The 25062-nt window shown below is 37.4% G+C and carries 26 protein-coding genes and 1 pseudogene; 14 read left to right on the top strand and 13 right to left on the bottom strand.

Going from position 1 to position 25062, the window contains the following annotated elements; genetic code table 11:
- The first annotated feature begins 2 nt into the window (after positions 1-2).
- The 5 genes from SGI74_10780 to SGI74_10760 all read left to right on the top strand — a co-directional run bounded on the left by SGI74_10780 (position 3) and on the right by SGI74_10760 (position 5500).
- The gene (locus tag SGI74_10780) at positions 3-1511 is read left to right on the top strand and encodes a hypothetical protein (protein ID MDZ4677975.1); all 1509 of its coding nucleotides are present in this window, start codon (positions 3-5) and stop codon (positions 1509-1511) included.
- Entirely contained in the window at positions 1511-2221 is a 711-nt protein-coding gene (locus SGI74_10775) for an outer membrane beta-barrel domain-containing protein (GenBank protein ID MDZ4677974.1), read from the top strand. Before SGI74_10780 ends, SGI74_10775 begins: the two co-directional genes overlap by 1 nt.
- On the top strand, positions 2218-3645 hold the full coding sequence (locus SGI74_10770) for a hypothetical protein (GenBank protein ID MDZ4677973.1): 1428 nt from the start codon (positions 2218-2220) through the stop codon (positions 3643-3645). The genes SGI74_10775 and SGI74_10770 overlap by 4 nt, the downstream gene beginning before the upstream one ends.
- Positions 3642-4784, top strand: a complete 1143-nt coding sequence (locus SGI74_10765) for a hypothetical protein (GenBank protein ID MDZ4677972.1) — start codon at positions 3642-3644, stop codon at positions 4782-4784. The genes SGI74_10770 and SGI74_10765 overlap by 4 nt, the downstream gene beginning before the upstream one ends.
- Before the next feature lie 92 nt (positions 4785-4876).
- Positions 4877-5500: a hypothetical protein gene (locus SGI74_10760; protein MDZ4677971.1), complete on the top strand. Its 624-nt coding sequence runs from the start codon at positions 4877-4879 to the stop codon at positions 5498-5500.
- 68 nt (positions 5501-5568) lie between these two features.
- On the opposite strand, the gene SGI74_10755 is transcribed toward SGI74_10760, so the two are convergent.
- From SGI74_10755 to SGI74_10745, 3 genes are all read right to left on the bottom strand, one after another.
- Positions 5569-5907 (bottom strand): hypothetical protein, encoded by a 339-nt coding sequence (locus tag SGI74_10755; GenBank protein ID MDZ4677970.1) that lies wholly within the window; start codon positions 5905-5907, stop codon positions 5569-5571.
- Between the two features lie 148 nt (positions 5908-6055).
- On the bottom strand, positions 6056-8125 hold the full coding sequence (locus SGI74_10750) for a gliding motility protein (GenBank protein ID MDZ4677969.1): 2070 nt from the start codon (positions 8123-8125) through the stop codon (positions 6056-6058).
- A gap of 72 nt (positions 8126-8197) precedes the next feature.
- Complete coding sequence (locus SGI74_10745) at positions 8198-8569, bottom strand: hypothetical protein (GenBank protein ID MDZ4677968.1); 372 nt, start codon at positions 8567-8569, stop codon at positions 8198-8200.
- A gap of 233 nt (positions 8570-8802) precedes the next feature.
- Here SGI74_10745 and SGI74_10740 point away from each other — a divergent pair, with 233 nt between their 5' ends.
- The 4 genes from SGI74_10740 to SGI74_10725 all read left to right on the top strand — a co-directional run bounded on the left by SGI74_10740 (position 8803) and on the right by SGI74_10725 (position 11675).
- Positions 8803-9327 (top strand): hypothetical protein, encoded by a 525-nt coding sequence (locus tag SGI74_10740; protein ID MDZ4677967.1) that lies wholly within the window; start codon positions 8803-8805, stop codon positions 9325-9327.
- Entirely contained in the window at positions 9327-9842 is a 516-nt protein-coding gene (locus SGI74_10735; protein MDZ4677966.1) for a hypothetical protein, read from the top strand. Before SGI74_10740 ends, SGI74_10735 begins: the two co-directional genes overlap by 1 nt.
- Entirely contained in the window at positions 9799-10359 is a 561-nt protein-coding gene (locus SGI74_10730; GenBank protein MDZ4677965.1) for a tetratricopeptide repeat protein, read from the top strand. Before SGI74_10735 ends, SGI74_10730 begins: the two co-directional genes overlap by 44 nt.
- 83 nt (positions 10360-10442) lie before the next feature.
- The gene (locus tag SGI74_10725; protein ID MDZ4677964.1) at positions 10443-11675 is read left to right on the top strand and encodes a DNA polymerase; all 1233 of its coding nucleotides are present in this window, start codon (positions 10443-10445) and stop codon (positions 11673-11675) included.
- Positions 11676-11693: 18 nt separating this feature from the next.
- Here SGI74_10725 and SGI74_10720 read toward each other — a convergent pair whose 3' ends face one another.
- On the bottom strand, positions 11694-12164 hold the full coding sequence (locus SGI74_10720; GenBank protein ID MDZ4677963.1) for a response regulator: 471 nt from the start codon (positions 12162-12164) through the stop codon (positions 11694-11696).
- Positions 12165-12201: 37 nt separating this feature from the next.
- Here SGI74_10720 and SGI74_10715 point away from each other — a divergent pair.
- Positions 12202-13932, top strand: a pseudogene (locus tag SGI74_10715) (rhomboid family intramembrane serine protease).
- 85 nt (positions 13933-14017) lie between these two features.
- Here the strand turns inward: SGI74_10715 and SGI74_10710 are convergent.
- Together SGI74_10710 and SGI74_10705 are read right to left on the bottom strand one after the other, a co-directional pair.
- Positions 14018-15592 carry a matrixin family metalloprotease gene (locus SGI74_10710; protein MDZ4677962.1) on the bottom strand — a complete coding sequence of 525 codons (1575 nt, stop codon included), beginning with the start codon at positions 15590-15592 and terminating at the stop codon, positions 14018-14020.
- Positions 15592-16200, bottom strand: a complete 609-nt coding sequence (locus SGI74_10705; GenBank protein ID MDZ4677961.1) for a hypothetical protein — start codon at positions 16198-16200, stop codon at positions 15592-15594. The genes SGI74_10710 and SGI74_10705 overlap by 1 nt, the downstream gene beginning before the upstream one ends.
- 180 nt (positions 16201-16380) lie before the next feature.
- Between SGI74_10705 and SGI74_10700 the strand changes: the two genes are divergently transcribed.
- On the top strand, positions 16381-17139 hold the full coding sequence (locus SGI74_10700) for a hypothetical protein (protein MDZ4677960.1): 759 nt from the start codon (positions 16381-16383) through the stop codon (positions 17137-17139).
- A 55-nt stretch (positions 17140-17194) separates the two neighbouring features.
- Here SGI74_10700 and SGI74_10695 read toward each other — a convergent pair whose 3' ends face one another.
- Positions 17195-17563: a peroxiredoxin-like family protein gene (locus tag SGI74_10695; GenBank protein ID MDZ4677959.1), complete on the bottom strand. Its 369-nt coding sequence runs from the start codon at positions 17561-17563 to the stop codon at positions 17195-17197.
- 240 nt (positions 17564-17803) lie between these two features.
- Between SGI74_10695 and SGI74_10690 the strand changes: the two genes are divergently transcribed.
- On the top strand, positions 17804-18844 hold the full coding sequence (locus SGI74_10690) for a bifunctional methionine sulfoxide reductase B/A protein (protein ID MDZ4677958.1): 1041 nt from the start codon (positions 17804-17806) through the stop codon (positions 18842-18844).
- 49 nt (positions 18845-18893) lie between these two features.
- Here SGI74_10690 and SGI74_10685 read toward each other — a convergent pair whose 3' ends face one another.
- The 3 genes from SGI74_10685 to SGI74_10675 form a co-directional block, all read right to left on the bottom strand.
- Positions 18894-19310, bottom strand: coding sequence for a hypothetical protein (locus SGI74_10685; GenBank protein MDZ4677957.1), 417 nt, complete (start codon positions 19308-19310; stop codon positions 18894-18896).
- A gap of 59 nt (positions 19311-19369) precedes the next feature.
- The gene (locus tag SGI74_10680) at positions 19370-20293 is read right to left on the bottom strand and encodes a TIGR01212 family radical SAM protein (GenBank protein ID MDZ4677956.1); all 924 of its coding nucleotides are present in this window, start codon (positions 20291-20293) and stop codon (positions 19370-19372) included.
- A gap of 70 nt (positions 20294-20363) precedes the next feature.
- Positions 20364-21083: a GNAT family protein gene (locus SGI74_10675; protein ID MDZ4677955.1), complete on the bottom strand. Its 720-nt coding sequence runs from the start codon at positions 21081-21083 to the stop codon at positions 20364-20366.
- Positions 21084-21208: 125 nt separating this feature from the next.
- Here SGI74_10675 and SGI74_10670 point away from each other — a divergent pair, with 125 nt between their 5' ends.
- Entirely contained in the window at positions 21209-21763 is a 555-nt protein-coding gene (locus tag SGI74_10670; GenBank protein MDZ4677954.1) for a flagellar protein FlaR, read from the top strand.
- Positions 21764-21775: 12 nt separating this feature from the next.
- Entirely contained in the window at positions 21776-22342 is a 567-nt protein-coding gene (ahpC, locus tag SGI74_10665) for an alkyl hydroperoxide reductase subunit C (GenBank protein MDZ4677953.1), read from the top strand.
- Positions 22343-22405: 63 nt separating this feature from the next.
- On the opposite strand, the gene SGI74_10660 is transcribed toward ahpC, so the two are convergent.
- The 3 genes from SGI74_10660 to SGI74_10650 all read right to left on the bottom strand — a co-directional run bounded on the left by SGI74_10660 (position 22406) and on the right by SGI74_10650 (position 25025).
- On the bottom strand, positions 22406-22849 hold the full coding sequence (locus SGI74_10660; GenBank protein ID MDZ4677952.1) for a DoxX family protein: 444 nt from the start codon (positions 22847-22849) through the stop codon (positions 22406-22408).
- 61 nt (positions 22850-22910) lie between these two features.
- Positions 22911-23567, bottom strand: coding sequence for a carbonic anhydrase (locus SGI74_10655; GenBank protein MDZ4677951.1), 657 nt, complete (start codon positions 23565-23567; stop codon positions 22911-22913).
- Positions 23568-23591: 24 nt separating this feature from the next.
- Positions 23592-25025, bottom strand: a complete 1434-nt coding sequence (locus SGI74_10650) for a lipocalin-like domain-containing protein (GenBank protein ID MDZ4677950.1) — start codon at positions 25023-25025, stop codon at positions 23592-23594.
- Positions 25026-25062: the final 37 nt, after the last annotated feature.

The following is a 25062-nucleotide window of genomic DNA, read 5'->3' as shown; positions in this document are numbered from 1 at the left end:
CTATGAAAGTTGTCGCATTAAGTACTGTTTTAATCTTAGGTTTTGCCTTAGCCGGTTGTGGTAGGGATAAACAAGATCCCATTAAAGATTTTAGGCATTTGCCGCAACAACCTGCGAATGAAAAAACTCAAGATAAACAAAAAATTGATAGCATAAACTCATTTTCATTTGCACCTGTTGATGCTCCACTGGGTTCTTCAATTTTGCCTGAGATCGCAGAAGGCGAAACTAAAGTTTATAAAGTACGTGTTGTTTGTAATGAGCCTGGAGCAAAAGACTTTACTGTAAGAGCAGTTCAACTCCCAAGCGGAGCCCAGCTTATTCAAACAAAAGAAAAAGATCCTAGTTATAATCCTAACTCAGGTTTTGCTGCTCCTCAGTATTGGTTGGTGAGATGGACGCCTGGGCATTATACAGTTATAGATGGATTACCTGCCACTGAGGCGATTGTACTTGAAGCTGCAATCACGCTTCCAAAAATTGAACGCTATCAGCGCATTTCAAAAAAGCACACATTCGCAGTATCAGTAAAAAAAGACACACGGGATCCTGAGATTGTTGCATTTAATAATTTGCCTTCAACAATTACTGAGGGGCAAACAGTTGCCTTTACTGTCGAAGTGAATGATCCCTCTGGTTATGAAACTGCACCGATTGTTGATTTTAGTGCATCTGCAATGGCCAATAATAAAGAACGGTTTTCTGCAAATGGAACAAGGTTTATTACTCAGCACCCGCAATCACCATTTCCACGAAGAGTGAATAAAACATTGTGGCGCTATGATTTTGTTTTTGATACAAGCATTGAAGCTGTACCTACGCCGTTAAATTCACAAAAGACAAAAGATTTAACTGCACCGGGAGTTGATGTTTGTTTTAGAATTTTAGCAAAAAATGCAACAAACCGAATTTCAAATCCTAAAGAGCCTTGTGTCACCGTTATGTTTACTCCCAGTAAGCCAGAGTTTATTTGGGGTAATGATGCGTCCACTACAGAAGTTCGTGGTGGAACATGGCCAAAGATTCCATTTTTTGTAAAAGTAAAAGAACGTGGAAATGTTTCTGTTGAAAGTATGACTGATCTTACAACTATCGAAGGTCAGCCTGTAATGTCATGTTCGCCCATTAATGGTAAAACAACTGAAATGAAATGTGATTTGGATTGGAATATCCCCTGTAAAGTGACAATTTATCAGATTACTTTCAAAGCTGAAAATAAATTGGGTGAGACAAAATCTGCTGTGACTACGTTGACACACAGCTTTAAGGTTATTCCTTCTAATGAAAAATGTGAAGTACCAGTACCAACAAAAGCTGCGCCTAAAAAGAAAGCTTCGCCAACACCTGCGCCAGCTGCAACTCTAGTTGTAGGGGCAGCACCAATTGCAACCGCATCACCAACACCAAAGCAAAAGCCTGTAGTGCCGGCAGCTCCTGCAGCAACTGTAACGCCAAAACCTGTACCTACAAAATTACCTCTCGTAACAATAGCTCCTGAAGGAGGCAAATAATGAAAGCATTAGTTGTTTTAATTATCGGCGTTTTAAGCTTGAACTCTCAAGCGGCTGAAAAAATAAATCTAAAAAAAGATTTTGATTCTTTAGGGGGCAACGCAGAAATTGTTGGGCGAGCTCAAGCATTGGACCCTGAAAATCAAGTTAAGATTGTTCAAAATAGAACAGTTGATCGTAATAATCGCTTTGAATTAGGTGTGAATTACTCAATGGTTTCAGGTGGTGATACCTACATGCGCACACAAAATTTAGGTGGAAATCTTGATTTTCATTTAACTCCAAGTTGGTCAGTGGGTGCACGTTATTATAAAGCCTATAGCTCATTGACTGCCGAAGGCCAAAATATTTACGATGATGCAAATAGACGCTATTCTCAAGGTTATAAATACAATATTCCACCAATTGATTATCCAATTGAAACAGGTCTACTTGTAGTTAATTGGTATCCCATTTATGGAAAACTTAATTTATTTAATCTAGGTGTTGCTCATTTTGATATTTACACACTTATCGGTTACGGAAAGATGTTTTTAGATTCTGGAAGTTCCGACACCTATACAGCAGGTGGTGGTGTTGGCTTCTGGTGGACACAAAACATTGCTTCACGACTCGAAGTTCGCTACCAGCCGTATACTGATCTGCTTCAAGGTGAAAAACGTCATCAAGACTCTGTTGTATTCACAGCTTCTGTAGGTGTTTTATTATGAAATCGTTTGTGTTTGTTTGGCTTATATTCATAAGTAGTGTTTCTTTCGGCGGACAAGCACAGCTCCAAGATTTATTGGATAAAAACCAATATAAAGCTGCTTTGACACAATGGAATGAATTTTACCCTACTGAAAAGTCAAAGAATGTTCCAGGTGTTCAAGCGCTTTATTCTTTTGTATTATTTAGAAATGGACTCCATGTACTTGCTTTAGAAAATTTATTCTTGATTAAAAAAGTAAAAGACATCCCATCAGGAATTCAAAAAGCGTGGGCTAATGAACTAGTACCATCTCATCCAGTGTTGAAGAAAATTACGCTAACTTGGAATAATCATTGGAATGGATTTTTTTCTAAAAATACGGAGTTTAAAATTCGTGCCTGGAATACACACAGTTTAGATAATAAAAAAGATATTAAAGATGCACAAGAATTACTCGCTAAAGTTGATCTAAGCAGTGAAGAGAGTGCTTGGCTTAGATGGCAATTAGCACTTGGTTTTGGGATTATCGGCCAGACATCGAAGGCATCAGGTTTATTGCAACAATTATTAGATTCAGAACAACAACTCATTGACCATGATCAAATACTCATGGCTGCGGCTCGAATGCTCTATCAAGATAATAAACTTGATAAATCACTTCGCTATTATAATTTAATTTCAAAAAATTCTGACTATTGGCTAGAAGCCCTTGAAGAAAAAGCTTGGATTTACACACGATCAAAACAATATGAAAAAGCTTTGGCTGAGTTGACAACAGTTTTGACTCCATTTTTTGCTTCGCAATTAGGCCCTGAACCTTATTTTTTGGCTAGTTTTGATAATCTAAAAATTTGTGATTATAACTCAATTTTTAAGATTATCGTTGAATTCAAAAAGCGATATAGAAGCCGTGTTGTTGAAATCGAACGCCTTGCACACAGCGGAACTTCACCTGAAGTAACTAAAGCACTTGCAAAGCTCCAAAATGGTTATGTGTCATTGGCAACATTGGGCCCTGATGTTGAGAAGCTTCCAAGATTTTTTAATCGCGATGAAATCTTATTACGTCAAATAACACGTGAAAAATACCTTTCTGAAGAAGTAAGTGTTGCAACTAAGCTTGAAATTTCTGAAGTCATAAAAACTGCAAAAGCACATTTAGATATTTCAAAAACTGAAATTACTAAAAAAATAAAACTTATGGCAAAAGTTGATATGTCTGAAATTTCAAAAAATCTTCAAAAACTTCAAATTGTAGAAGTTGAGGCAATTCAAAGAATGCACGCGAATCCAAAAAAATCAGATGAAGATAAATCATTTCAAAAAATTACTGACAATAATGTCATTGAATTTCCGTATAGAGATGAAATTTGGTTGGACGAGTTAGATCACTATCAAGTGAATGCAAAAGGTTGTCCCGCTAAAGAAGGAAAGAAGTTATGAAAAACATTTTAATGTTAAGTATGTCTGTTTTGGTTTTGGCAAACTTTGCTTGTAGCCCGACTTCACCGCGGCGACAACCACCGCTAGAGGAGTTTAAGCAACTCAGTTTAACACCTCAAATTGAAAAGCTTGAAGCAAACAATAAAGTAGATATTCTTTTTGTAATAGATGTATCTGCTAGTATGGCAAAACATCAGCAGACTTTAGCTGATAATATTGAAAATTTTGTAAAAGTTTTTGCTCGCAATAAAGTAATTGATTTTCATATCGGAGTCACAAGCATTTATGATTCTACAAAACCTCAATCAGTAGGGCCAGTAGGGCATCTTCAGCCTTTAAAATTTGGGCCGAACCCTGATCAAGTAATCCCAGGGGTACCATTTGTAACGCGGAAAACTCCTAAGCTTGTTGAGACCTTAAAAAATACTATCTTGATGGGTGCTAAGGATCCAAAAACAGGGCCAGAGTTTGAAGAGTCGTTTAGCCCGGTAGTTGCTGCAATATCCGATTCTAACGCACTTTTAGCTAATCAAGGTTTTTACAGACCAGATGCTTACTTAGCGGTTATCTTCATTACTGATGCTGATATTAGTAATCGTGATTTTAACCCTGAAGAATTTAATCGTTTACTTTTAAATGCGAAGGCAAAGAAGCGTCAAAAAATTATGACCTTCGGTGTATTGGCAATTCCAGTTGATGGTGTGGTTTGTAAGACTGATCCAAGTGGACCACCGGTAAAACTTAAACATTTTATGGAAATGTCTCAGGGTTTAACATTTAGTCTTTGTTCTCCTAGCTTTGGTAGAAACCTTGCAAAAATTGGCGTGCAACTTGATGATCGACTCAGCCGACGTGAACAATTACTAACGGGTATACCTGACGCGGATAGTCTTGTTGTACTCTACGGTAAAGAATCAACACCACTTAATGAACGAAAACTAGTCCCCCCTGTTTCAATTAAAGGTGAGCGCATTTGGAGTTATGATTCTGATCTTAACGCCATTATTTTTCACCGAGATTTAGACGAAAAATTAATGAAAGAATTTAAAATTACGGATGAACCAGGTGCAGCATTTGGTGTCAGTTATATACCAGTAAAACTCATCAACACTGATAATGGAAATACTGAAATTAAGTAATCATAAAAACTTGACTTAAACTTTCTTTAGGCTTCAATCACAGAATAGCCTCTTCATATGAAGAGGAAGTTCAAATAACAAAGGGGACCTAAATGAAAAGAATATTGTCAGTAGTTGCAGTTGCGTTTGCCCTGGTATCTTGCGGGGATCTAGATGGTGTACTTAATGTCGTTTCAGCACTGAACGTCGTTAATAAAGACGGAAAAGTAGTAACTGTGCCACAAGGATCCTACAATTCAGAATTTTCTTTTAATCAAGAGAAGCGTGAATTAAAGATCAAAATTAGAGATGCCATGAATGGTGATGATCTAAAAGTTACACTTAAAGTTCCAGCAGGCTCATCGATTCCTCAGAACAACGGATCGTTTTCACTTCAAAGCACACAAATTGGTCAAGCTTGGAATTTAAAAGGTGTGGTACGTACATCTATCACACAATCACTAGAGCAAAGTTTAACTGAAAATTGTAATTATAGAGTACAAGTGGTTTATTATGCTCCAGTTTACAATCAATATGGTCAGATCATTCGATACGATCGCTATTATCGTTATGAAACACGTTATGGTTATAGACAAGTTTCATATTATGACCGCGTAAGTACTGTTAGTTCAGAATCTGAATTTATTGATCCTCAAACAGGAAATCGTTTGGCTGAATTGTCAGGCAATGACACCGCAACTGAACGCGTTTATTCATATTACGGACAATGTTATTAATCCAAGTAACGCACATCAAAAGGGGGATTCAGTCATTGAATCCCCCTTTTTTATTTCCTCTGACCAGATTATTTTTTGCAGTCTCTATTTTTTTCAACTAAGAATGTGCACTCGTAGTTTTTACCTTGATGTAGGCAGTGCTGAATTACATTGTGATGAATTAGACAGTCTAGATTTTCAGGATCAATGTTTTGATTTGAGTTTAAATTAACTACATTTTCATAAAAACGAGCGTTACCTAGATAATCAGTTACCGTTTTGCTATTAACTGAGTTTTGTTCAAATAATTTTTTTGCATCATCACCGGTAAGTGTATTGATAGTATTTCGTTCTAAAAAAATAGGGTTCGCATTTGCATTTGCTACGTAAAAAAGTATAAGTGAAAATGTTCCAACTAACGCACGCATTTAAATACCTCTCGATAAGCCAACTGGCCTCAGAGCAACCTGCATGCCATCACCAATGTAAATACAACACCTCGCCGTGACATTTTTTGGCAATTGTGAATGTCAGTTTGCTAACACTCTTGCAGTATTTATAAGAAATAAACTTTTATTAAAACTTTGGAGGGAGTAGAAACTGTCCTGGATTTTGTCTAATACGTTTTAAAGATGCTTTTAAAAGTTGTTTGAATCGAGACTGATTGACGTTACGAGCTCGTACAGCGACTCCAAGCGCTAGAGCAAAGCTCACGCCGAAATTTAGAATTCCCACAAAAAAGATTCCAACTAATGCCCATGTTAAACTGGTGTAGGGGAGTCTTGAATCATAAAGTGAGCAAACCGCAAAAGTCATTGCCCCCGTAGAAAGAGTAACGTGTCTGACATCTAAAGGAAGGCCAAAGAAACGTCCTATGATGGGCGTGAAGGCCAGTAAAAATCCTAATGAGACATTTGATCCAAAGGCAGCAACATTGTACGAAAACCAGTGTGAAAGCCTCTGGCAGGTTTTTTCTCCAAACAATTCTGTGAGTCGTCGATGCCTAGATATAGCTGCTGGAAGTTGTCTATAAACAATCCAATTCTCAAGCCAACCTGAGGCCATACTCGAAAGCCATAAAAGTGCTCCGGTGAGTGCTGCTAAAGGAATCGTAAAACTCTTATATGGGTGAAGTGATTCAAGCACATAGTTGGCATATTCATAATTTATAATGTGATTACCAGCGAGTTGCACATTGAGAAAATCAACAGCGATAGCACCTGGAATAACAAGGCCTAGATTTCCTAATATCGCAGCGAATTGAGATCGTGTGATGCGGGCTACTTCGTCGATAAATTCATCTACTTTTTGTGAATCTTGAAGTTGTGTGAGTTTGCCTGCTAAAGCAGAAGCCGTCATGGAGGGTTGTTTGGTAGCAAGTGTAAACTGAAAAGTTTGCATTAAGATAAAACTACCGGAGTAGTTAATCCAGCTAAACAGACCTTCAAAAAACAAGGGAAGTTTTAGTTTATTAATCCCAAATTTAAAAACAGTTGTGCCAACAGTGAGTAGCCCTCCTCCCATTGCAGAGAGTAGCATGTGAAAATATTCTGATTTTGTTTTAGTGATATAATGTTCACCTGAATCACCTGTGCGCTCAATAATTTTTCGCGATAGTAAATGCAAATTACTATAGATCAAATCTGATAAAGTTCTATTCATGGCACTTTGATGTGCGAGATCAGCCATAAATGAAATCACAAGACTCATTGAATTGGAGGTACTATTTGTAACCAGAAGTTTTAAAAGCTTATCAATTCGATTCAGTGAATCAAGAAGCGTTTCCAGATTATAAACTAAATGAACGCTAACACCTGATTTTTCAAGCTGATCAAAAACTCCAAGTATAAGTTGTCTGCAATTTTCGATGTGTTTATGACTTCTATCGGCAAGTTGTAAAATTTCAGGGCCGTCAGGCATAGTATGCATATTCTTAACGGTCTCAACTAATGATTGATTCAAAAGTATAAACGGAGATTGAACAATTCTAAATGATTGAGGCAATCTTTGTCTGATCTCGTGGGATAAACCAAGAGAAGCATTATTTGAACCAAGTATTAAAAGTGCCTCAGTCATGGAGTACTTTAAATTCATGAAAATATCTTCACTCTGAAGTGCTTCAAAATTAATGAGAGCAATGATTTGGTTCAGGACGTCGGGGCTAAGAGATGTGATCCACGCGGCGTCATCTTTATGTTTAAATATTTGATTAAAGAGTTCAGCTAAATCTTTATCATGTGGTGGTGTGGGGAGAATTACTTTAAGAATTCTTGTTGCTGCTTCGCTAAAAAAACCTTTTTCTTGAACGAGCCCTGTCTGACAAAATAATTGAACGCCGGATGTTTCTTCTAAAATGGCTCTAAAATTCTCGGAAACAGTTTTTTTCCAATCATGATGCCTGTCTAATACTTGAAGTAAAAATCTAATGCGTGCATTTTGAAATTGACCAGTACTGGTTTCAAATTCTGTTGGGAGTTGAGTTGATGCTCGAATCCAATCAACGAGTGATTCTAACCAAATAATACGTTCTAAAAGTGTTGTTTCAGATTTTGCATTATCAAGAATGTAGGAAAGCTCTTTTTTACGCGCATGGGGGTCTATTACTAATCTAATCTTGTGAAGTTTGTGCTTAAGCTTTTTGAACATACGTTAAGCTTACATTGCTTCATGTTAAAATCTAGTAGAAGGTGAACGATACAGTGCGTTGAGAGCGTATTTCTAACGTTGAGCGCACACAAGTGAGGCTGAAATATTTTCGCCCCCGACTTGTGCTTCTAATAACCCCTGCAACTGAGAGCGGGAATTTTTAGCGAACATCAGTTTAAGACCTTCACCAAGGTATCCATCTTTTAAAGAACTTACTTTGATTGTTCCTAAATTAACTTTGTTTCCTTGATGACGTTTATAAATTGTAACTGAATTATGCGATGTCAACTTTCGACTTTGAACGGTGGCATAGTATATCCCATCCATAAAAAGTCTGGGATCTTGACAAGAAATACTAACAGCTACTTTATCGAACATCATAAACCCAATGGCACTGAAGGTCACAACGACAGCGATAAGCATTATAACTACTTTACGAGACATGATCGGCCTTTCCACAAAATACAACTCAAATGGCGTCAGACCATCACTTAGAGCAACCCTTATACCAGGGTTCTACTACCTCCAAACATGCATAGAGCTTGTAAAACATCAAAAGCGAGTAAATCCTGCAAGTAGCAGGTGCCAAGATTTGGCTCTTTTATGAGATAAAATTTGAGATAAAATTTTCAATATTTATAAGTAAATGGTTTGGAATTATGCTCAAATTATAAGAAATGTCTCCTTATTATCGTCAACGAATTTTGTATCTTGTTGTTGCTCTCATTGCCGTCATTTTGTATGTGCCGGCGTTATGGTGCGGCTTTGTCACGTTGGATGATCCATTAATACTCCTTGAAAACCCTACAGTTAAAAATTTTAATCTGATTGAAACATTTAAATATGGTGGGTGGGGGCAAAAGAGCATTGATTATATCCCACTTACCATTGCAAGTTATGCTCTAGAATATAGCCTCTTCGGGTTAGATCCATTTTATTATCATTTAAATAATCTCGTTTTGTACGTCATTATTTGTCTACTTTTTATTCTGTTTTTACAAAAACTTAAAAGTGAGTTCTTTATTGTCGCTGCTGCTGCAATGGTTTTTATGTCACATCCCGTACATGTAGAATCTGTGGCTTGGGTTACTGAAAGAAAAGATCTTCTTTGTACTGTTTTTTTCTGCTTTCATTTCTTTTTTATACCTCTTACAAAGAGAAAAATACAAAAGCAGTTTATTGGTATAGTGCTTCGATTTTGATGTTTATCTTGTCACTTTTTTCAAAGGCGACATCTATCACTTATCCACTGGTTCTTTTCGCTTATGACTTATACATTGGGCGTAAGCTGAATTTCAAAATGGTGGTTGATAAAATTCCATTTTTTATGATCAGTGGCATCTTTGGTTTAATTCATTTAAATATTCATGTCGCGGAAGTTAATCTTACGGATCCGAAATTTGATACGCTTGGTTGGCTAACTTATCTTTGGGAGGCCGTTGTTCACTATATTTCAAGTTTTGCAGCCCCTCTCTTTTTAAGCGTCATCTACGAAACAAATACCTATCATGTGAGTCAGTTTCAATATATTGCGGCAGCAGTTTTTACGATTATCACTTTAGTAGTTATTGTTGATCGCTCAAAACGTAATGCTGCAATTTTTGGATTAGTTTTTGCTGGAATTACGATCTTTCCAACTTTTCAAATTATCAGGTTTGGAAATGGTTTCAAATTTGCCGATCGCTATTTGTTTATCCCGAGTATGGGTTTGGTTTAATGACGAAACTCTGTGGGGAGATGTCATAAAGAAATATCCCAGCACCGCAAAGGCACACGCTGATTTGGGAACCTTTTATTACATACGCAATCGTTTCAAAGAAGCCAAAGAAGAATACCATAAATCTGTTGTTGCAGACCCTCGCTATGCAATGGGCCACAATAACTTAGCCGCCATGCATGAAAGAGATGGCGAGCATGAAGCAGCTTTAGAACATTACACTAAAGCTGTGGCTCTTGATGAGCGCTCTGAATTTTTTCATTTAAACTTTGCAAAGTTTTTAACAAACACAGGCAACGTTGAAAAAGCAAATGAACATTATCTTGTAGCTCTGCAAATTCGCCCAGATTACGCCCCGGCCCTTAATAATTTAGTCATTAATTTTTTAAATTTGGGCCGTACCAATGAGGCAAAAAATCTTTTCATGCGTTTGTCTACAATTGCGGGCTATGAAAAACAGGCCCAAAGTGCCCTTCAAGCAGTTCACGAAAAAGAAACGTCTAGCTCTAAGAAGTAGTTCCCACCACTGTTTGCTATTTATGCAAAGTGTTGTGTGTCGAATTTTCTTTATTTTAAGTCATGTGTAAGTTATGTGTAAGTATGAAGAGTGGAGGAACCATCAGTCAATCTCAAGAAGTTAGATGGCTTTTTGTCGATCTCAATTCTTATTTTGCATCGGTTGAACAGCAAATGCGTCCAGAATTGCGGGGAAAACCTGTAGGCGTTTTGCCTGTGATGACTGATCGTACGTGTTGTATTGCCGCTAGCTACGAAGCGAAGGCTTTTGGAATCAAGACGGGCACTTCTGTTAGTGAAGCAAAAAAACTTTGCCCCGAAATCCAGTTTGTAGAGGCAAGGCATAAGATCTATGTCGATTATCATCATAAAATTATTCAAGCTGTTGAAGCCTGTCATCCCGTAACAGCCGTTTTGTCTATTGATGAAATGGCTTGTCGTTTGGGTGGGCGCGATCAGAAGGTTGAAAATGCTATTAAGTTGGCTCAAGAAATTAAAAAAAATATTTTGCGTGTAGGAAGTGAGCTTGGTTGCTCTGTAGGACTAGCCCCAAATAGATTTTTGGCAAAAGTTGCTTCTGACATGCAAAAGCCTGATGGCTTAACGATTATCACGCTCGAAGATCTTCCCCATAAGCTTTACTCTTTAAAGTTAAATGATTTTCCTGGTATCGGGCGCCAAATGGATAAACGCCTCCAAGCGCGCGGTATTCAAACAGTGTCACAGCTTATGAGTCTGCCCATGCATTCTTTGCGAGAAATATGGGGCGGTGTTTTGGGTGAGAGATTTTATCAATGGCTTCGTGGTATTGATCTTGAGTTATCAACTGATAGTAATAAATCTTTGGGGCATTCTCATGTGCTGCCGCCACAATTGCGCAATATACGAGGGGCGCATGTTGTGGGGCAAAAGCTATTACAAAAAGCAGCCATGCGTTTAAGAAAAATCGATGCATGGGCGAGCAAAATGAGTTTGTACATACATTATGTCGATGGAACATCGTGGGATGAACAGGCAAAGATTTTAGAATGCCAAGATACGTTTACTCTTTTAGAGGCTTTTAATCATTTGTGGGCAAAACAACCAAAGCGAAATCCTATAAAAGTTTCTGTAAATTTAACTGATTTGATTTTGAGCCAAGATCGAAATTTTTCATTTTTCGATAATAACAAACGCGCTATTTTAAGTCGTTCAATGGACAAGCTCATTGCTCAATACGGAACTAGCTCTATTTACTTTGGAAGTCTTCACGATATCACCATGGCGACGCCGACACGTATTGCTTTTACGAGTATTCCTGATTTTTCACTGGATTAATTTTTGAACAAGTTTTTATTATGAAACGGCTTTTAAATTATTTTGTATATTATTGGTAGAGGTTTTAGGATTGGCGTTTTCAAGATCGCTGAGTAAATCAAGAGTGAATTTATAAAGTTTTTCTAATAAAACTGGTTTTTCAATATAAGCCACAACGTCATGAAGTTTCATTTGAGCAATAGCTAATTTATTAAATCCAGAAGAAACAACCAAGATAGGTATATGAAAGTCTCTTGTAATATCATTGATCACACGTAGGGCACTCAAACCAAAACATTCTGGTAAGATGATGTCGACAATAACTAAGTCGGGTAGGGTGTTCTCAGTAATAAGCCCTAGGAGTAGAGTCCGAACACGTTCGATTTGAGACGCTGTATAAACAACGGCGCCATGGCTTTCAAAATAATACTTTAAAGAATCACGAACTGCTTCGCTATCATCGATGATGACAATATTCTTCTTTTTTACGTTAATTAGTGCCTTTGGCATATTATCTTTATCGTCAGAAAATCCGAAACATTTATAGATGATCACCGAAACATTATTACCTATTATACGTATTGGAGTTCTCGGCCTAGCCGTATGGCTGGCTTTTCTTTTTGTTAGATTCTTAATGACACGAGGAAGAGCTCGTCACCAATACATCGACGATGGTCTTGTCAGTGAAAAAGATGTGGCTAGAGCAGTTGAAAATTTTGGTATTAATACAAATTCTATTATTCATCTGTATGGTGATGTTAGATTTTTCAATATTCGTAATGATGAGCAAAGAATCCAAGGTGAATCAAGACCACTGGCCGGGTATGTATCTTTAAATCAACAAAACATTATGATCACAGATCCACTGTGTGCAACCCATCAAGTTCGTAATATTTTATTAGATTTTGCGCGCGCTACTCAAAAGCAAAATAAAGATACTCTGATTTTCGCGGCGAAAGAATCAACGGCAGCAGAGGCTATAAAGTTAGGTTTTGGAGTCATCCAAATTGGTAAAGAGCCAATCTTCGATTTAGAGCATTACGATTCAACTGGTATTTCACCCAAAATACATTCGGCAGTAAGGCAGGTTATTCGAAAGGGTGTTGTACTTGAGGAGATCCCTTACACTAAACTTTTAAACGAAAATGCAACGAGTGACGAACTGTATGATGTCTTAAGAGAATGGTTTTTGTCTCGCAAGGGCGAGAGAATGCAGTTGATCTCAGAGGTAAGTCCGTTTAAACAACCTCAGTACAAAAGATACTTTATCGCAAGGAGTGAAAATCGCATTGAGGGTTTTCTTACATGCTCTGCCATACCTGCGAGAAAAGGATACTTCATTCATGATCTTATCAGACGAGAAACTGCGCTCAATGGAGTAAGTGAAGCATTAGTTCTCTTCGCACTTGATAAGTTTAAGAGTGAGGGAGTTAAATTTGCAAGTCTTGGTATTGTGCCACTTTTAGGGTCTGATGAACCTGGGGTTAATCAAGATCACCCTGTTCTTAATAAGCTCTTAAGTTACGTCTTTGACAAGCATGAAACATTCATTAATTTTAAGAGTCTTTATCATTTCAAAAAGAAATTTAATCCTACTTTTGAAGAACCTTCATTTTTACTCTATTATCCGCCTCGCTTTAAATTCAGTTTTGTCATTGCTATTGCAAGCATGTTTAGTGCCCATGGAATTTTGGGTGATTTACTTTATAAATGGCGTCGTTGGAGAACTGGGAGTCATTTGCCAAGGCCTTTGCAAGGGATTTTAAACCCAGAAGTCATCACGTTGACAAGGCCAATACCATTTACATTTAGAGAATTTATTGCAAGATGTTGGTTCACATGTTTTGTATTTTTCTTAAATGTATATTCGTATATGAATACAGTTGCACGCGGAACAGGTGAAATAGAAAAACAAATATTAGATCAATATGGTTTTACTTTATCAAATTTCATTAATAATAAATGGTATGTGCTTGTTACTTCCAACTTTATGCATTTTGATTTTTGGCATCTTTTAGCTAACATGATACTTCTTATTGTCTTCTCAGCAACATTAGAATTGATTGGTGGAACATCTTTAGCTGCTCTAACTTATCTTGTAAGTATTAATACAAACTTATTTACTGGATTATTTTTATTTTCATTCTTGTCAGTATTTGATGTGGCGGGCTGGGATAATACAATTAACCAGCTTGATACAGGTGTTACACTTGGAGTTTTAGGTTCGTTTGGAGCACTTTTACAGTTTATAAAGTATAAAAAGAGAATTTTACTTTTTGCTACTCTTATTACTACTGGAATTTGTGCATTTCAAAAAAACTATCTTGGAATTGATCACACTTTTGCAATATTGCTTGGGTATATTATTTCTTATTTATATTTGAATCGAGGATATCCAAAATCAAAGTTTCAAAAGTTTTTTGATTCGCGCGATCGACAGTCTTATGGCAGTATTGTTTTGCCTTGTTCAAATCGGGAGCGGAAAACTTTTTAATATAATTTGTTTTTTTCTCACCTCTTTCAATGTGTGCGCTTAAATCTCTAATAGTAAAATTTGTTTTAGAATTACTAATACAACTTTCTTTCCAAATTTCAGACTTAAAAAGTTTGGCTAACATTCCCCAGTCGGCATCAAAAAAATCAAAAGAAATAAGTTCTGTTTTATTATTTTTTTCTTGAAGCAGAATTATTCCATCTGCAGCAGAGAGATCCTCGCTTTCTGCGAATCCATAAATAAGTACTGCTTTTGTGTTATTGATGAGTTTGATTCTTTGAACAGTCTGGTATTTGGTTTTAGTGCCCATGGGGCCTTTAAACGCCCAATGCAATTGAGTGTCATCGTCTTTAGCCTCAAGAAGTTTAATATCATGGATGTCTTCATAGACATTAATGTAATTGAGAGTGTCTTTTAATACTTCGATAACTGTAGTTAGTTTTGCGGGTATTAAAATTTTTGCATAGAGACCTATGTAAGTATCGTTTCCTGGTGTTGGTATTGGCTGTATCAAAAAGCTTTCTTCATTTTTTTTAAATGCTAATTTCCCAAGCTCCCATTCATTAAATATTTTTTTCATTTCAATTGAATACTTTGTTTCTTTTACCTTCTTCCATAAATCATTAGAGTTAAAACCATGTGCTGGTAAAGCGAACATTGTGAGTATAAAAAACAGCATATTTAAATTCATTATTTGAATATTCCTGAGATAAAAATTAACGAAAAGTGGAAACAATATGAGTAATAGCCATAGAGGTGTAAATTTTGGTGTTTGATTTTTTATTAATCCACAGCCAAAAATGCCATCTGGTGGTTCGTTTCTTTGATAGAGATAGGTAACGCCATCCATATCATCACGAGCAAGGGTTGATTTTGTTTTTGCAGAAACATCAAAATACATCAATGCTTTTGAATCGTCAGAATGTCCTAATCCTAAAATGTGACCAATTTCATGGGCAATAATAATGACAAGTCGTGATGGATTTAAATTACTAATATGACCTTGGCTACCAGTTTGAACATTAAGCAAAATATATCCATGTACAATTTTGTTCCCACTAAGAGTTACATATGCTGCGGCAGAACTGGAATTTGCATCTAGCCCTGTGTCGGCTTGAAAATTTGAAGAGCAAGTAATTACAGGAGTGTCATAAGTTACTTCTGATGTAAGTTGGCCGATAGTAGAGGTTGCTGGGCCTCCGGTTCGAACTGTCATATTACTCGTGGGCACTGTGTTCCATGTTTGAGCCGCTGAATCGACAATAGGTGCTAAGCTAATATTTGATGGGCAGTTTGTTGCATTTATATTTATGGAGAGTGGGCGTCGATCCCAACCTAACATTCCAGGGTTCGGTAACGCTAACGTAAAAGCATGTGGAATGCTTTGAAAGAAAATTATATTGAAAAACACGGCCTTAATTAAATTTGATTTTGTAATTTTCATTAAAATTCCCACAGTTGATAAGTAAAAGTAAGCATTGCACTGTAAGTTCTGCGAGTTGGTGAAAACAGGCTTTCAACCATCGTGTTTAAAGCGATGTGATAATCTGCAAGGGTACAACCAAACCCTAAATCTAGAGCAATGGTTCGAGTTCGTTGATAGCTTGCGGGTAAACCATAAGTTGTTGTTGAAGTAGAATTTCGTGATGTTTTAAGGCCACCTTGGCCTTCAATGGTGTACCAGAGTATTGTAAGACCACCTTCAACACTAAAGACTTCATTAAAATTATAGACTAGTGGTACGCCTAAAAAAAGATATGTAGTTTTTGAACCACCATCAGAACTTTGATTCGCAAGTAAATAGGAATAGCCAGCATATGGTGCAATTTGCCAGTCAAAGCCTATTTCGAATGGAATCTTTGCAACGATTGGGTAATAGAATGTGCCAAGCGTATTTGTTTCGCCATTTGCTTCTTGGCTAGATTTATTTAATCCGTGGGAGAGTGCCCCCATACCTAGGTAGAGGGAGTTATTTACGAGTGCGTAAGCTGCTGATGAGAGAAAAAAAATAATTCCAAACACAATGGTTTTAAAATACAAATTTGCACGCATTGTTAAATGTTACTGATGATTCAGATAAAATTCAATGTATGTGAAAGACACATGCATTCGACCAGACCAAAGAGAGTATTGAGTGTGAGGTTAGTCTAGAACAGCAGCCTAAGCTGAGTACGGCTTTGTGCATAATTGGCGACTATGAAATACTAATTTAACAAGGGGAGGATGCATCATATGATTAGGCTTCTGAGTTTTGCTATTATTTCAGTTTGTATTTCCACAAATGTTTTTGCTGCAAATGTTGAACAACCTCAAGGAACCTTCACTGTTGAAAAAGAAGTGAGCTATTTTGATAAAGGCCGCTTTAAGGCGGGGTGTTCTTACAATGGTTATCCTTATGGTAAAGCTCAAGTAGATAAGCGATTAAAAGCGGGTATGACTTACGTGCAAGATAATGTTTCTGTCAATGGCAATGGCCCCGTGCGTACATACTCGATCAAAACTGGGATTTCAAAAATCGACGGTTTAATTGTGACAGCTACTGAAAAAGTAATCGCCCAAAATAATGTCACAGGCTTACCTCAAAATTTTCAAACCGCTAGATCATGTGAACTCTATGACGGTGAGTACATATGCCGGTATAGACCTGTTTATCCGAAGTTTGACGCTACATCAGGTGAATATGAAGATTGCTCAGCAGGTGGTTCGTCAAATGATTTGCCTAAAGTTTATTTAGGGAAATTCAAATTTTTAAATGGCAAAACTGTTACTGCATACAAAACAGTTATGCAATTTGATGGTGGGCTAGCATGCGGAATGCAAAATTTAGGTAATGTTAGTAATACGCTTGTAGAAATATACACAAACGATGTGCCTGCGCAATCGACGGCAAATTTTTGTGGGGGCTATAATATATTTCTCGGTTTTGTTGTAAAAAAGCCTGATGGAAAAATTGTAGTAGGAAATACTACTGAATATACAAGTGTACCGTAAATAAAACAAAAATCTGGTAAACGGGCAGTGAATTCAGCGCTGCCTGTTTGCAAGATTATATATTTACAAGCTGGTTTATCTCAGGGAAATCCCCCACATTCTGACTAGCATAATGAAATAAAATATTACTATTGGTATCGATTGCTAATACGCCGCCCTGTTGCCACGGATCGCCTTGAACGCCTTTTTGAATGTGGCCTTGTTTTTTTAATGCTAATGCTTTCATAATTGATTTTGGGCCTAGTGTGCTAGTCATGCTGCGTTTGAATCCTGCCATTTCAAAAACACTTAAACCTGGATCAGTATAAACAGGGAGTGTGATTCCAAGATCTTCTTTGAAAGCTTGGATCATCATAGGTGGACCATTGCCGATAAAGAGCAGCTTGGATCCGTTACTTTCAAGTTTAGTTTTCTCGCCCCACAACTGTGCGGCATGCGCTCGGCAAGCTATTCAACCAAAATGACGCAAGAAAATCATAATAGCTGGCGAAGATTTCCAGAAACTTTCTAAAAGCACATGATTCGAATTTTCATCAAGTACGGTACATTTAGAAAGTTTTTTAATATCAAGTTCCATATTTCTATTTTATTGGCACTTTGTTTTATGGCAACAGTTAATTTGAATGGCCTTGACTCTAATTCTTCGTAGCGGGACAGTTAAGGTATGAACTTAATCATCAAATCTGTTTTATTCATTTTGATTTCTATGAATAGTTACGCATTAGAAAATAACGCGCTGAGTTCCACTTGGAGTGGGCCAAATAACTATAAAAAACCTTCCAAAGAAGAACTTAAAGGCAAACTCACTCAAGAGCAGTATACGTGCACACAAGAAGAAGGAACTGAAAAACCTTTTCAAAATGCATACTGGGATAACAAAGCTGACGGCATATACGTCGATCTTGTCAGTGGAGAACCGTTGTTTAGTTCAATAGACAAATATGACTCTGGATCTGGATGGCCAAGCTTTACAAAACCTATTGAGGCAGATCATCTTACTTTTAAAACGGATACTAAATTAGGGGCCGAGAGAACAGAGGTACGTTCAAAGTATGGTGATTCTCACTTAGGTCATGTATTTGATGATGGTCCAAAAGAAGCTGGTGGAAAACGTTATTGCATGAATTCTGCTGCTCTAAATTTTATTCCGTTAAATAAACTTAAAGAAAAGGGTTATGGGCAATATCTATTTCTCTTTGCAAAAATTAAAAATTGGGAAGTCGCAACTCTTTCTGGTGGGTGTTTTTGGGGAGTGGAGGAGATACTTCGAAAAGAAGTTGGAGTGATAGAAACACAAGTTGGATATATTGGTGGTAAATCAACCAATCCTAATTATAAATCCGTAAAGTCAGGACAAACCGGCCACGTCGAAGCTGTGCAAATTCTGTTTGATTCGAAAAAAAAATCTTATGAAAACTTACTTGTACTATTTTTTAGATTACATGATCCAACAACAAAAAATCGGCAGGGTAATGATGTTGGCACTCAATACCGCTCTTCAATTTTTTATAGTAATGAAGACCAGCGTTTGACCTCAGAAAAAATGAAAATTAGAGTTGAAGCTTCAGGAGTTTGGAAAAAACCTGTTCTAACTGAAATTGTAAAAGCTAAACAATTTTGGAGAGCAGAAGATTTTCATCAAAAATACTTAGAGAAAAAACCAAAAGGTTATACGTGCCATTATGTTAGAGACTATAAATTCTGAAACTCCACCATAAAAAAAACTACCACCGGTTAGATGGTAGATTTTTATCTTATAACGTTATTTGCTCATTTTTAGGTTTATCATGGGGATTTGTGCCCCGTTCAAGAGTGCATGTATATTCTCCACCCTTAAAATTTAAATGATCTGCATCTGTGGCTGAAACTTGATAGAATCTATCGCCATTTTCGACTTCAGGGTTTTTAATCGACATCACTGATTGCTGATAAATATAAAAGCTATCAATGACTTTGACTGTCCCGTCAGCCAATGTTTCCCATGATTTAAACTGAGTGGGTTCAGGTTCTTTAAAAAACTGCCAGTAATATTCAGCCTTACTTACTGGATTTGTATATTCGCATTTCACAAGCCATGTGCCAACAACATCAGGTGGAGTGCTCTCGCAACCGGAGGCGCCCATACCCAAATAAGCAGCTGTTAAAACAATTAAGAAAATAGTTTTGTTCATAGATTTTTCCCCCTCATTAATTCTATGAAATGTGTACCTAGAGCGGAAGTCCAGTAAAACTAGATCAATTGCCCCTGTTTAATACCTTGAGTGAGTAAGGAGGTTTTAATGAATTCATAGGTTTTTAAATGAAAGCGAGTCCATTGCGGAGCGACAAGTTCTTCCCAGCGAGAAGAAACAGCTGCAAGTCGATGAATCGCAATATCTGGATTAAGATATTGCAAAAAAATACCTACACGCCTGGTGTATTCATCTAACTCAATAGGTGTAAATTCAGCATTCTCATAAAGTTTTTCAAGAGGAGTATTTTTCAAAACATGAAGGTTGTGAAGTTTTACATTGTCTATCGGGAGTGAGGAAATAAGTTTTGCAGTTTCAATTATATCAGAATCAGTTTCACCTGGTATTCCAAAAATGAGGTGAACACCTAAATCTACATTTGAATGAGCTTTTATTTTTTTAATAACTTCAATTGATTGTTTTGCTGAATGCCCTCTGCGTAAAAATCGTATTTGATCTTCATAAAAACTTTGAACACCTAATTCAACAGAGACAAAACATTTCGCCTCATATTCATTCCATAGTTCTAAAACAGCTTGTGATACACAATCAGGTCTGGTTCCAATTACAAAACCTTTTACCTCAGGCACACTTAATGCCTCATCAAAATGTTTGCGCAGAGTTTTGGTTCCTAAGAAAGTGCTCGTGTATGATTGAAAATAAATTAGAAATGATTTGCAATTATGTTTTGCGGCAAGGCCATGCATGTGTGTTTGAATTTGATCTTTTAGGCTCTGGCCTTTTTGATCTTCATATGCAGCGGATCCCCAAACATCACAAAAAACGCAAGTTTCCATTCCTTTTAGACCACGACGATTTGGGCAGTCATCGGCGATGGTCACCGGAATTTTTCTTATTTTTTCTCCAAAACGTTTTCGATAAAAATCATTGATGGAGTAATAGGGGGTCACGAAATCGGCCATAGAAAGCTATTCTAGATAATTATTGCTAAAAACTCCACGTCTTTTAAGGGCTTTAATACAAATGGCTGATTTATTTTTTTAATTCAAAGTGTATGGCGGTATAAGGTTCGCCATCAATATCATCAATGTTGCTACCAACTTTGACGAATCCATTTTTTTCTAAAACCCGCTGTGAAGGTATATTAGAATCAACTGTTGAAGCATAGATATGAGTAAGGCCTAGATTTTTAAAACAAAAGTTAATTATCGCCTCTATTGCTTCTGTGGCAATGCCATTTCCCCATTGGTCATAAACAATGCCATAGCCGATAGTTGCTCGTGATTTCTCGCGAAGTTGAGTGGTTGAAAGACCAAGATGTTTTACAAGTTCTCTATCGTTTAATCTGGTCAATTGAATGTTTCCGACAAATTCATCTCTAGTTTTTGAAAAAATTCCAAACTCAATCGTAAGCCAAGTATCTCCATCAGGATGGCGAATAATTGATTTTTCGGTCGTTTTCTCAATTTCTTTCTTAGTGAATTTCCCACCTAGAGTTGCTGTTATTCGAGGGTCAGTTTGAAAACTGTAAAAGCTTTTGATGTCTCTTGGAGCGAGTGGTCGAATGTAAAATCGTCGTGTATCAATTCGAACATCGAGTGGGAATGCATAAAATTCTAGTAACGCTCTACATTTTGTAAGATCCGCATTTGAAGCGATACACCGTGTATCTTGAGGTGCTTTAGTTTGTGGCGACGTGCAGGCACTGAGTAATTGAAGTGCTAATAAGAGTAAAATGACTGTGTGTTTCACAATAGATTTATCGGCACTTTATTAAATTCTAATGAACAATCCAGGTAAGACTTAAGGCCTGAATTACCTTGGGAGTAGCGATCTTTACGCTATGCAATATGAATTGACGGTGATAGGTTTTTTAAATGTCAGATAAAATTTTGAAAATTTTAATTATAGGAAACGCGGCGGGTGGAAAAACTGTATTAAGCAAAAGTCTCTCAAAAATTTACGACTTGCCTCACACCCCTGTGGATTCTATTCAATTTCTTCCAGGCATGATAATTCGTGACCTTAATGAAACGCGTAAAATTCTTAATGAAATCACAAGCCAAGAAAAATGGCTTATTGACGGTTTTGGCCCTTTAGATTTACTACAAAAGAACATTTTATTGGCTGATAAGATCATTTTTGTAGATCTACCAATATGGCGTAATTATTTATGGGCGTTAAAGCGCCAGTTTAAAAGCCTTTGGAGTAAGAGAATTGAATTGCCCGAGGGCTGTAACGAAGCAACGCTTAGCCATACGGTAAAGCTATTTAAAACACTATGGCGTATTCATTCAAAAATGCGACCTGAGCTTTTAAAGATTATGAGTCGAGATAATATAAAGCATAAAACAATTCATATTCGATCAATGGGTCAATGGAAGCTTGTACATAAAAATGGGTTAGGCTATATTTCAGAACGAAAAATATAAAAGGAGAACTAAATGACAACTTTAATTAATACCAAGGTACCTGACTTTAAAGCTCAGGCTTATCATAAAGACGCTTTTAAAACTGTAACCCAAGAAGATCTTCGAGGAAAATGGTCGGTTTTCTTCTTTTACCCAGCTGACTTCACTTTTGTTTGTCCTACTGAACTAGGTGACATGGCTGAAAAGTATGAAGCTTTTCAAAAAATGGGTGTTGAGGTTTATTCTGTAAGTACAGATACACAATTTACTCATAAGGCATGGCATGACGCATCTCCCACAATTAAGCAGATCAACTACCCCATGCTTGCTGATCCTACTGGTTTTTTAACACGTGCTTTTGGAGTCCACATTGAAGAAGCAGGGCTTTCTTATCGTGGAACCTTTTTAGTAGATCCAGACGGCAAAATTAAACTTGCCGAAGTAAACGATAACGGAATCGGCAGAAACGCTGATGAGCTTTTAAGAAAAGTTCAAGCAGCTCAATTTGTTTCTAAAAACCCAAATGAAGTTTGTCCCGCTAAATGGCGTCCAGGTGAGCAAACACTTAAGCCTGGTATTAACTTGGTAGGAAAAATCTAAGGTACATCTAGGGTTTAAATATGATTAATGGGCCTTAAGCATTTACACTTAAGGCCCATTTTTTTATTTCTTTTCACCAAATATTTTTGAATCCAAAGAGAACTTACCCGGACCCATCATTAAAAATAATAGAGAGATTCCTAAGTACACCAAAGCCAATTCATATGAAGATCCGCCAGTTTGATTTACGAAGGGGTCTTTCATTACAAACATATGCATACCGGTAGCAGCGATCATCGTAAAGGTTAGGCCAAGGGCAGCGAGTTTTGTTAAAAAACCTACGATTAATGCTAAGCCTCCACCAAATTCTGAGAGTGCCGCTAAAAACTGAAAAAAACCAGGAACGGGGGCATCAGGTCCCATCCATGCGAATGGATTTTGAATTTTTCCCCATCCGTGTAATACAAATGCAACCCCAACAATGAGGCGTAGTATTAAAAGTGCTGTTGACCCCCAATTTTCCTGTGCAGGTACTTTAAAACAATCCTTACATTTCGTCTTTTTCATTTGATTCCTTTCAACTGTGTGAACTACAAAATAAAATATATCTAAAGTGTGATCTGTGTTTTTAAGTGAGTCGAGATAAAATTCGCTCAGCTCCTGCTTCGTCAATTAAGATGAACTTATTTAATGCATCTTCATAGGAGTACACATCTGCAGTGCTTAGTTCAAACCACCAACCATGCAGACTTAGTTTTTTTGAAGCCAAACGTTCTTTAATAATCGGGTATGACTTTAGATGCTCCATTTGTTGGAGTACATTGAGTTGTGAGAGTTGGTTGACGGGGCTCAGTTGCGTTGTGTTTTGGTTTAATTTTGTAAGGGATTCTTCACCATGTCTGAGCCAAGCACGTAAATGTGGAGCCTTAACATTGTCGCGCCCATCTATGAGGGCTCGCATTGCGCCACATTCAGAGTGTCCGCACACGATGATATCAGAAACATTTAAATTCAATACAGCGTGTTCGATTCCTGCAGCTTCGGATTCATCTGCAATTGAATGTCCATCAGCACCGCAACTTGGTATGAGATTGCCAACATTTCTGATTACAAAAAGATCGCCGGGGTCAGTAGAGGCAAAAAGATTTGGCACAACACGGCTATCAGAACATGCGATGAAAAGTGAGTCGGGTGCATGGCCTAGGGCAAGGCGTGCAAACATTTCTTTATACCCAGGAAGCACTTTTTTGCGAAATTCAACTATACCATTAACAAGTTTTTTCATTATTATCCTTTAACTTGAGGCCTTTTATTTAATTACGAAAAAATCAGAATCCCTACTTGAGGTAATAACTTTATCTTCTGAAAATGCTGAGATTTTAACCATAAACTCGCCTTGAGCTAAATCAGCTGGAAGTAAGTCTCTCATTCGAAACTTCCATTCTGGAATACGAAGTCGATCTACTAATTTCGTAACTGTTCCATTTCCGATCAAATCAAGTCTGTAATGAAGGGGGTTGCCATCATCGGGGTTTTTTATATTCCATTTTAAAGCAATGAGTTCATCAGCAGAATAGGTTTTATTGAGGGCGCCAACTGCTATTTTTGGGAGTTGAAAATGATGCATGAGTTCGCCAAAAGCTTTTCCTGAAACGGCAACTCCGCGAAGAGTACCTGTGACTGAAGCTGCTCCTTCCCAAAATGAACCTTTAAATGGAAAGCGTACGATTTGATCTTCAAACTTAGGAGTTATAGTGAGATCCATTTGCCATTCAGGAACGATAAGTTGCCAGCCCATTGACATATAAATTTTTTCGACAGGATCTTGCCAATATCGTTTGTGTATATACGTGCGTTTTACAATGCCATCCACAGAACCATCAGGGTTTACTATTCCTACACCTCCATAAGCACTTGTTTGGGGCAAGCGATTACTGCGGTCATAGATATTGCTCGTCATGAGTTCTGTGTTATTATCAAGTTGCAGACAAAACCATTCATATGATTCAAAAACACCGCCCAACTGCACAGGTGAAATTAAAAATGGTCCCCATTGGTGATCCATCCATGCAATCCCTGAGATTGATTCTGTGATTCCTTTATACGTTAAAACACCACGAGCTTCCATCCGAGTTTGGGAGTAATACCAACTCCAACCGCTTGTGCCGATTTGTACTAAGCCGTCGCCGCCAACCATAAAGGGAGCTTTAAGTGCTTTAACTTCTGCGCGTAATTCCATTTCTGAGTGATGTGTGTGCATTTCATATTCAAAGGGAATAAGTTGACCTTTTTCGTCGCGCTTTGTGCGCATGGTGTCAGCACCATAGGGGGTTATTTGGGTGACGTCTAGAAAACCCTCATGGGCATTCCATTTACCTTTGGTCGTGCCGCTAACATGAGTTTTGTTCGTGATATTAGTGACATCAAAAAATCGATAACCATTGCTAAAATGTGTAACCAAAACTGAGTATTCGTTGCCGGTGGTTTCTCCGGTGACGTGCATAACGACGTACCACCATTCAAGAGCTGAGTTCCATTTGTGACGGCCCTCATCTTTTGGAAATTCAATTTTTGATTGGACAGGATAATACGGATACTTTTTCCAATCACTTGGCGGGGCAGGAATAGAAACTATCGATGTGTCGATCTTAGGGTTAAGGCCAGTGATTCCACCAATGGGGCCAGCAGCTTGAGCTGAAGTTGCAAAATAAATTACTGCACCAATAAGAAATTTAGATACCACAATCACCCCCTAGTTTTTGCAACCTAATCTTTCCAGA

The sequence above is a fragment of the Oligoflexia bacterium genome, from assembly GCA_034439615.1.
Taxonomy (GTDB): domain Bacteria; phylum Bdellovibrionota; class Bdellovibrionia; order JABDDW01; family JABDDW01; genus JAWXAT01.
The sequence above is the reverse complement of the archived record's forward strand: the minus strand, read 5'-3'. Positions and strand labels throughout refer to the sequence as shown.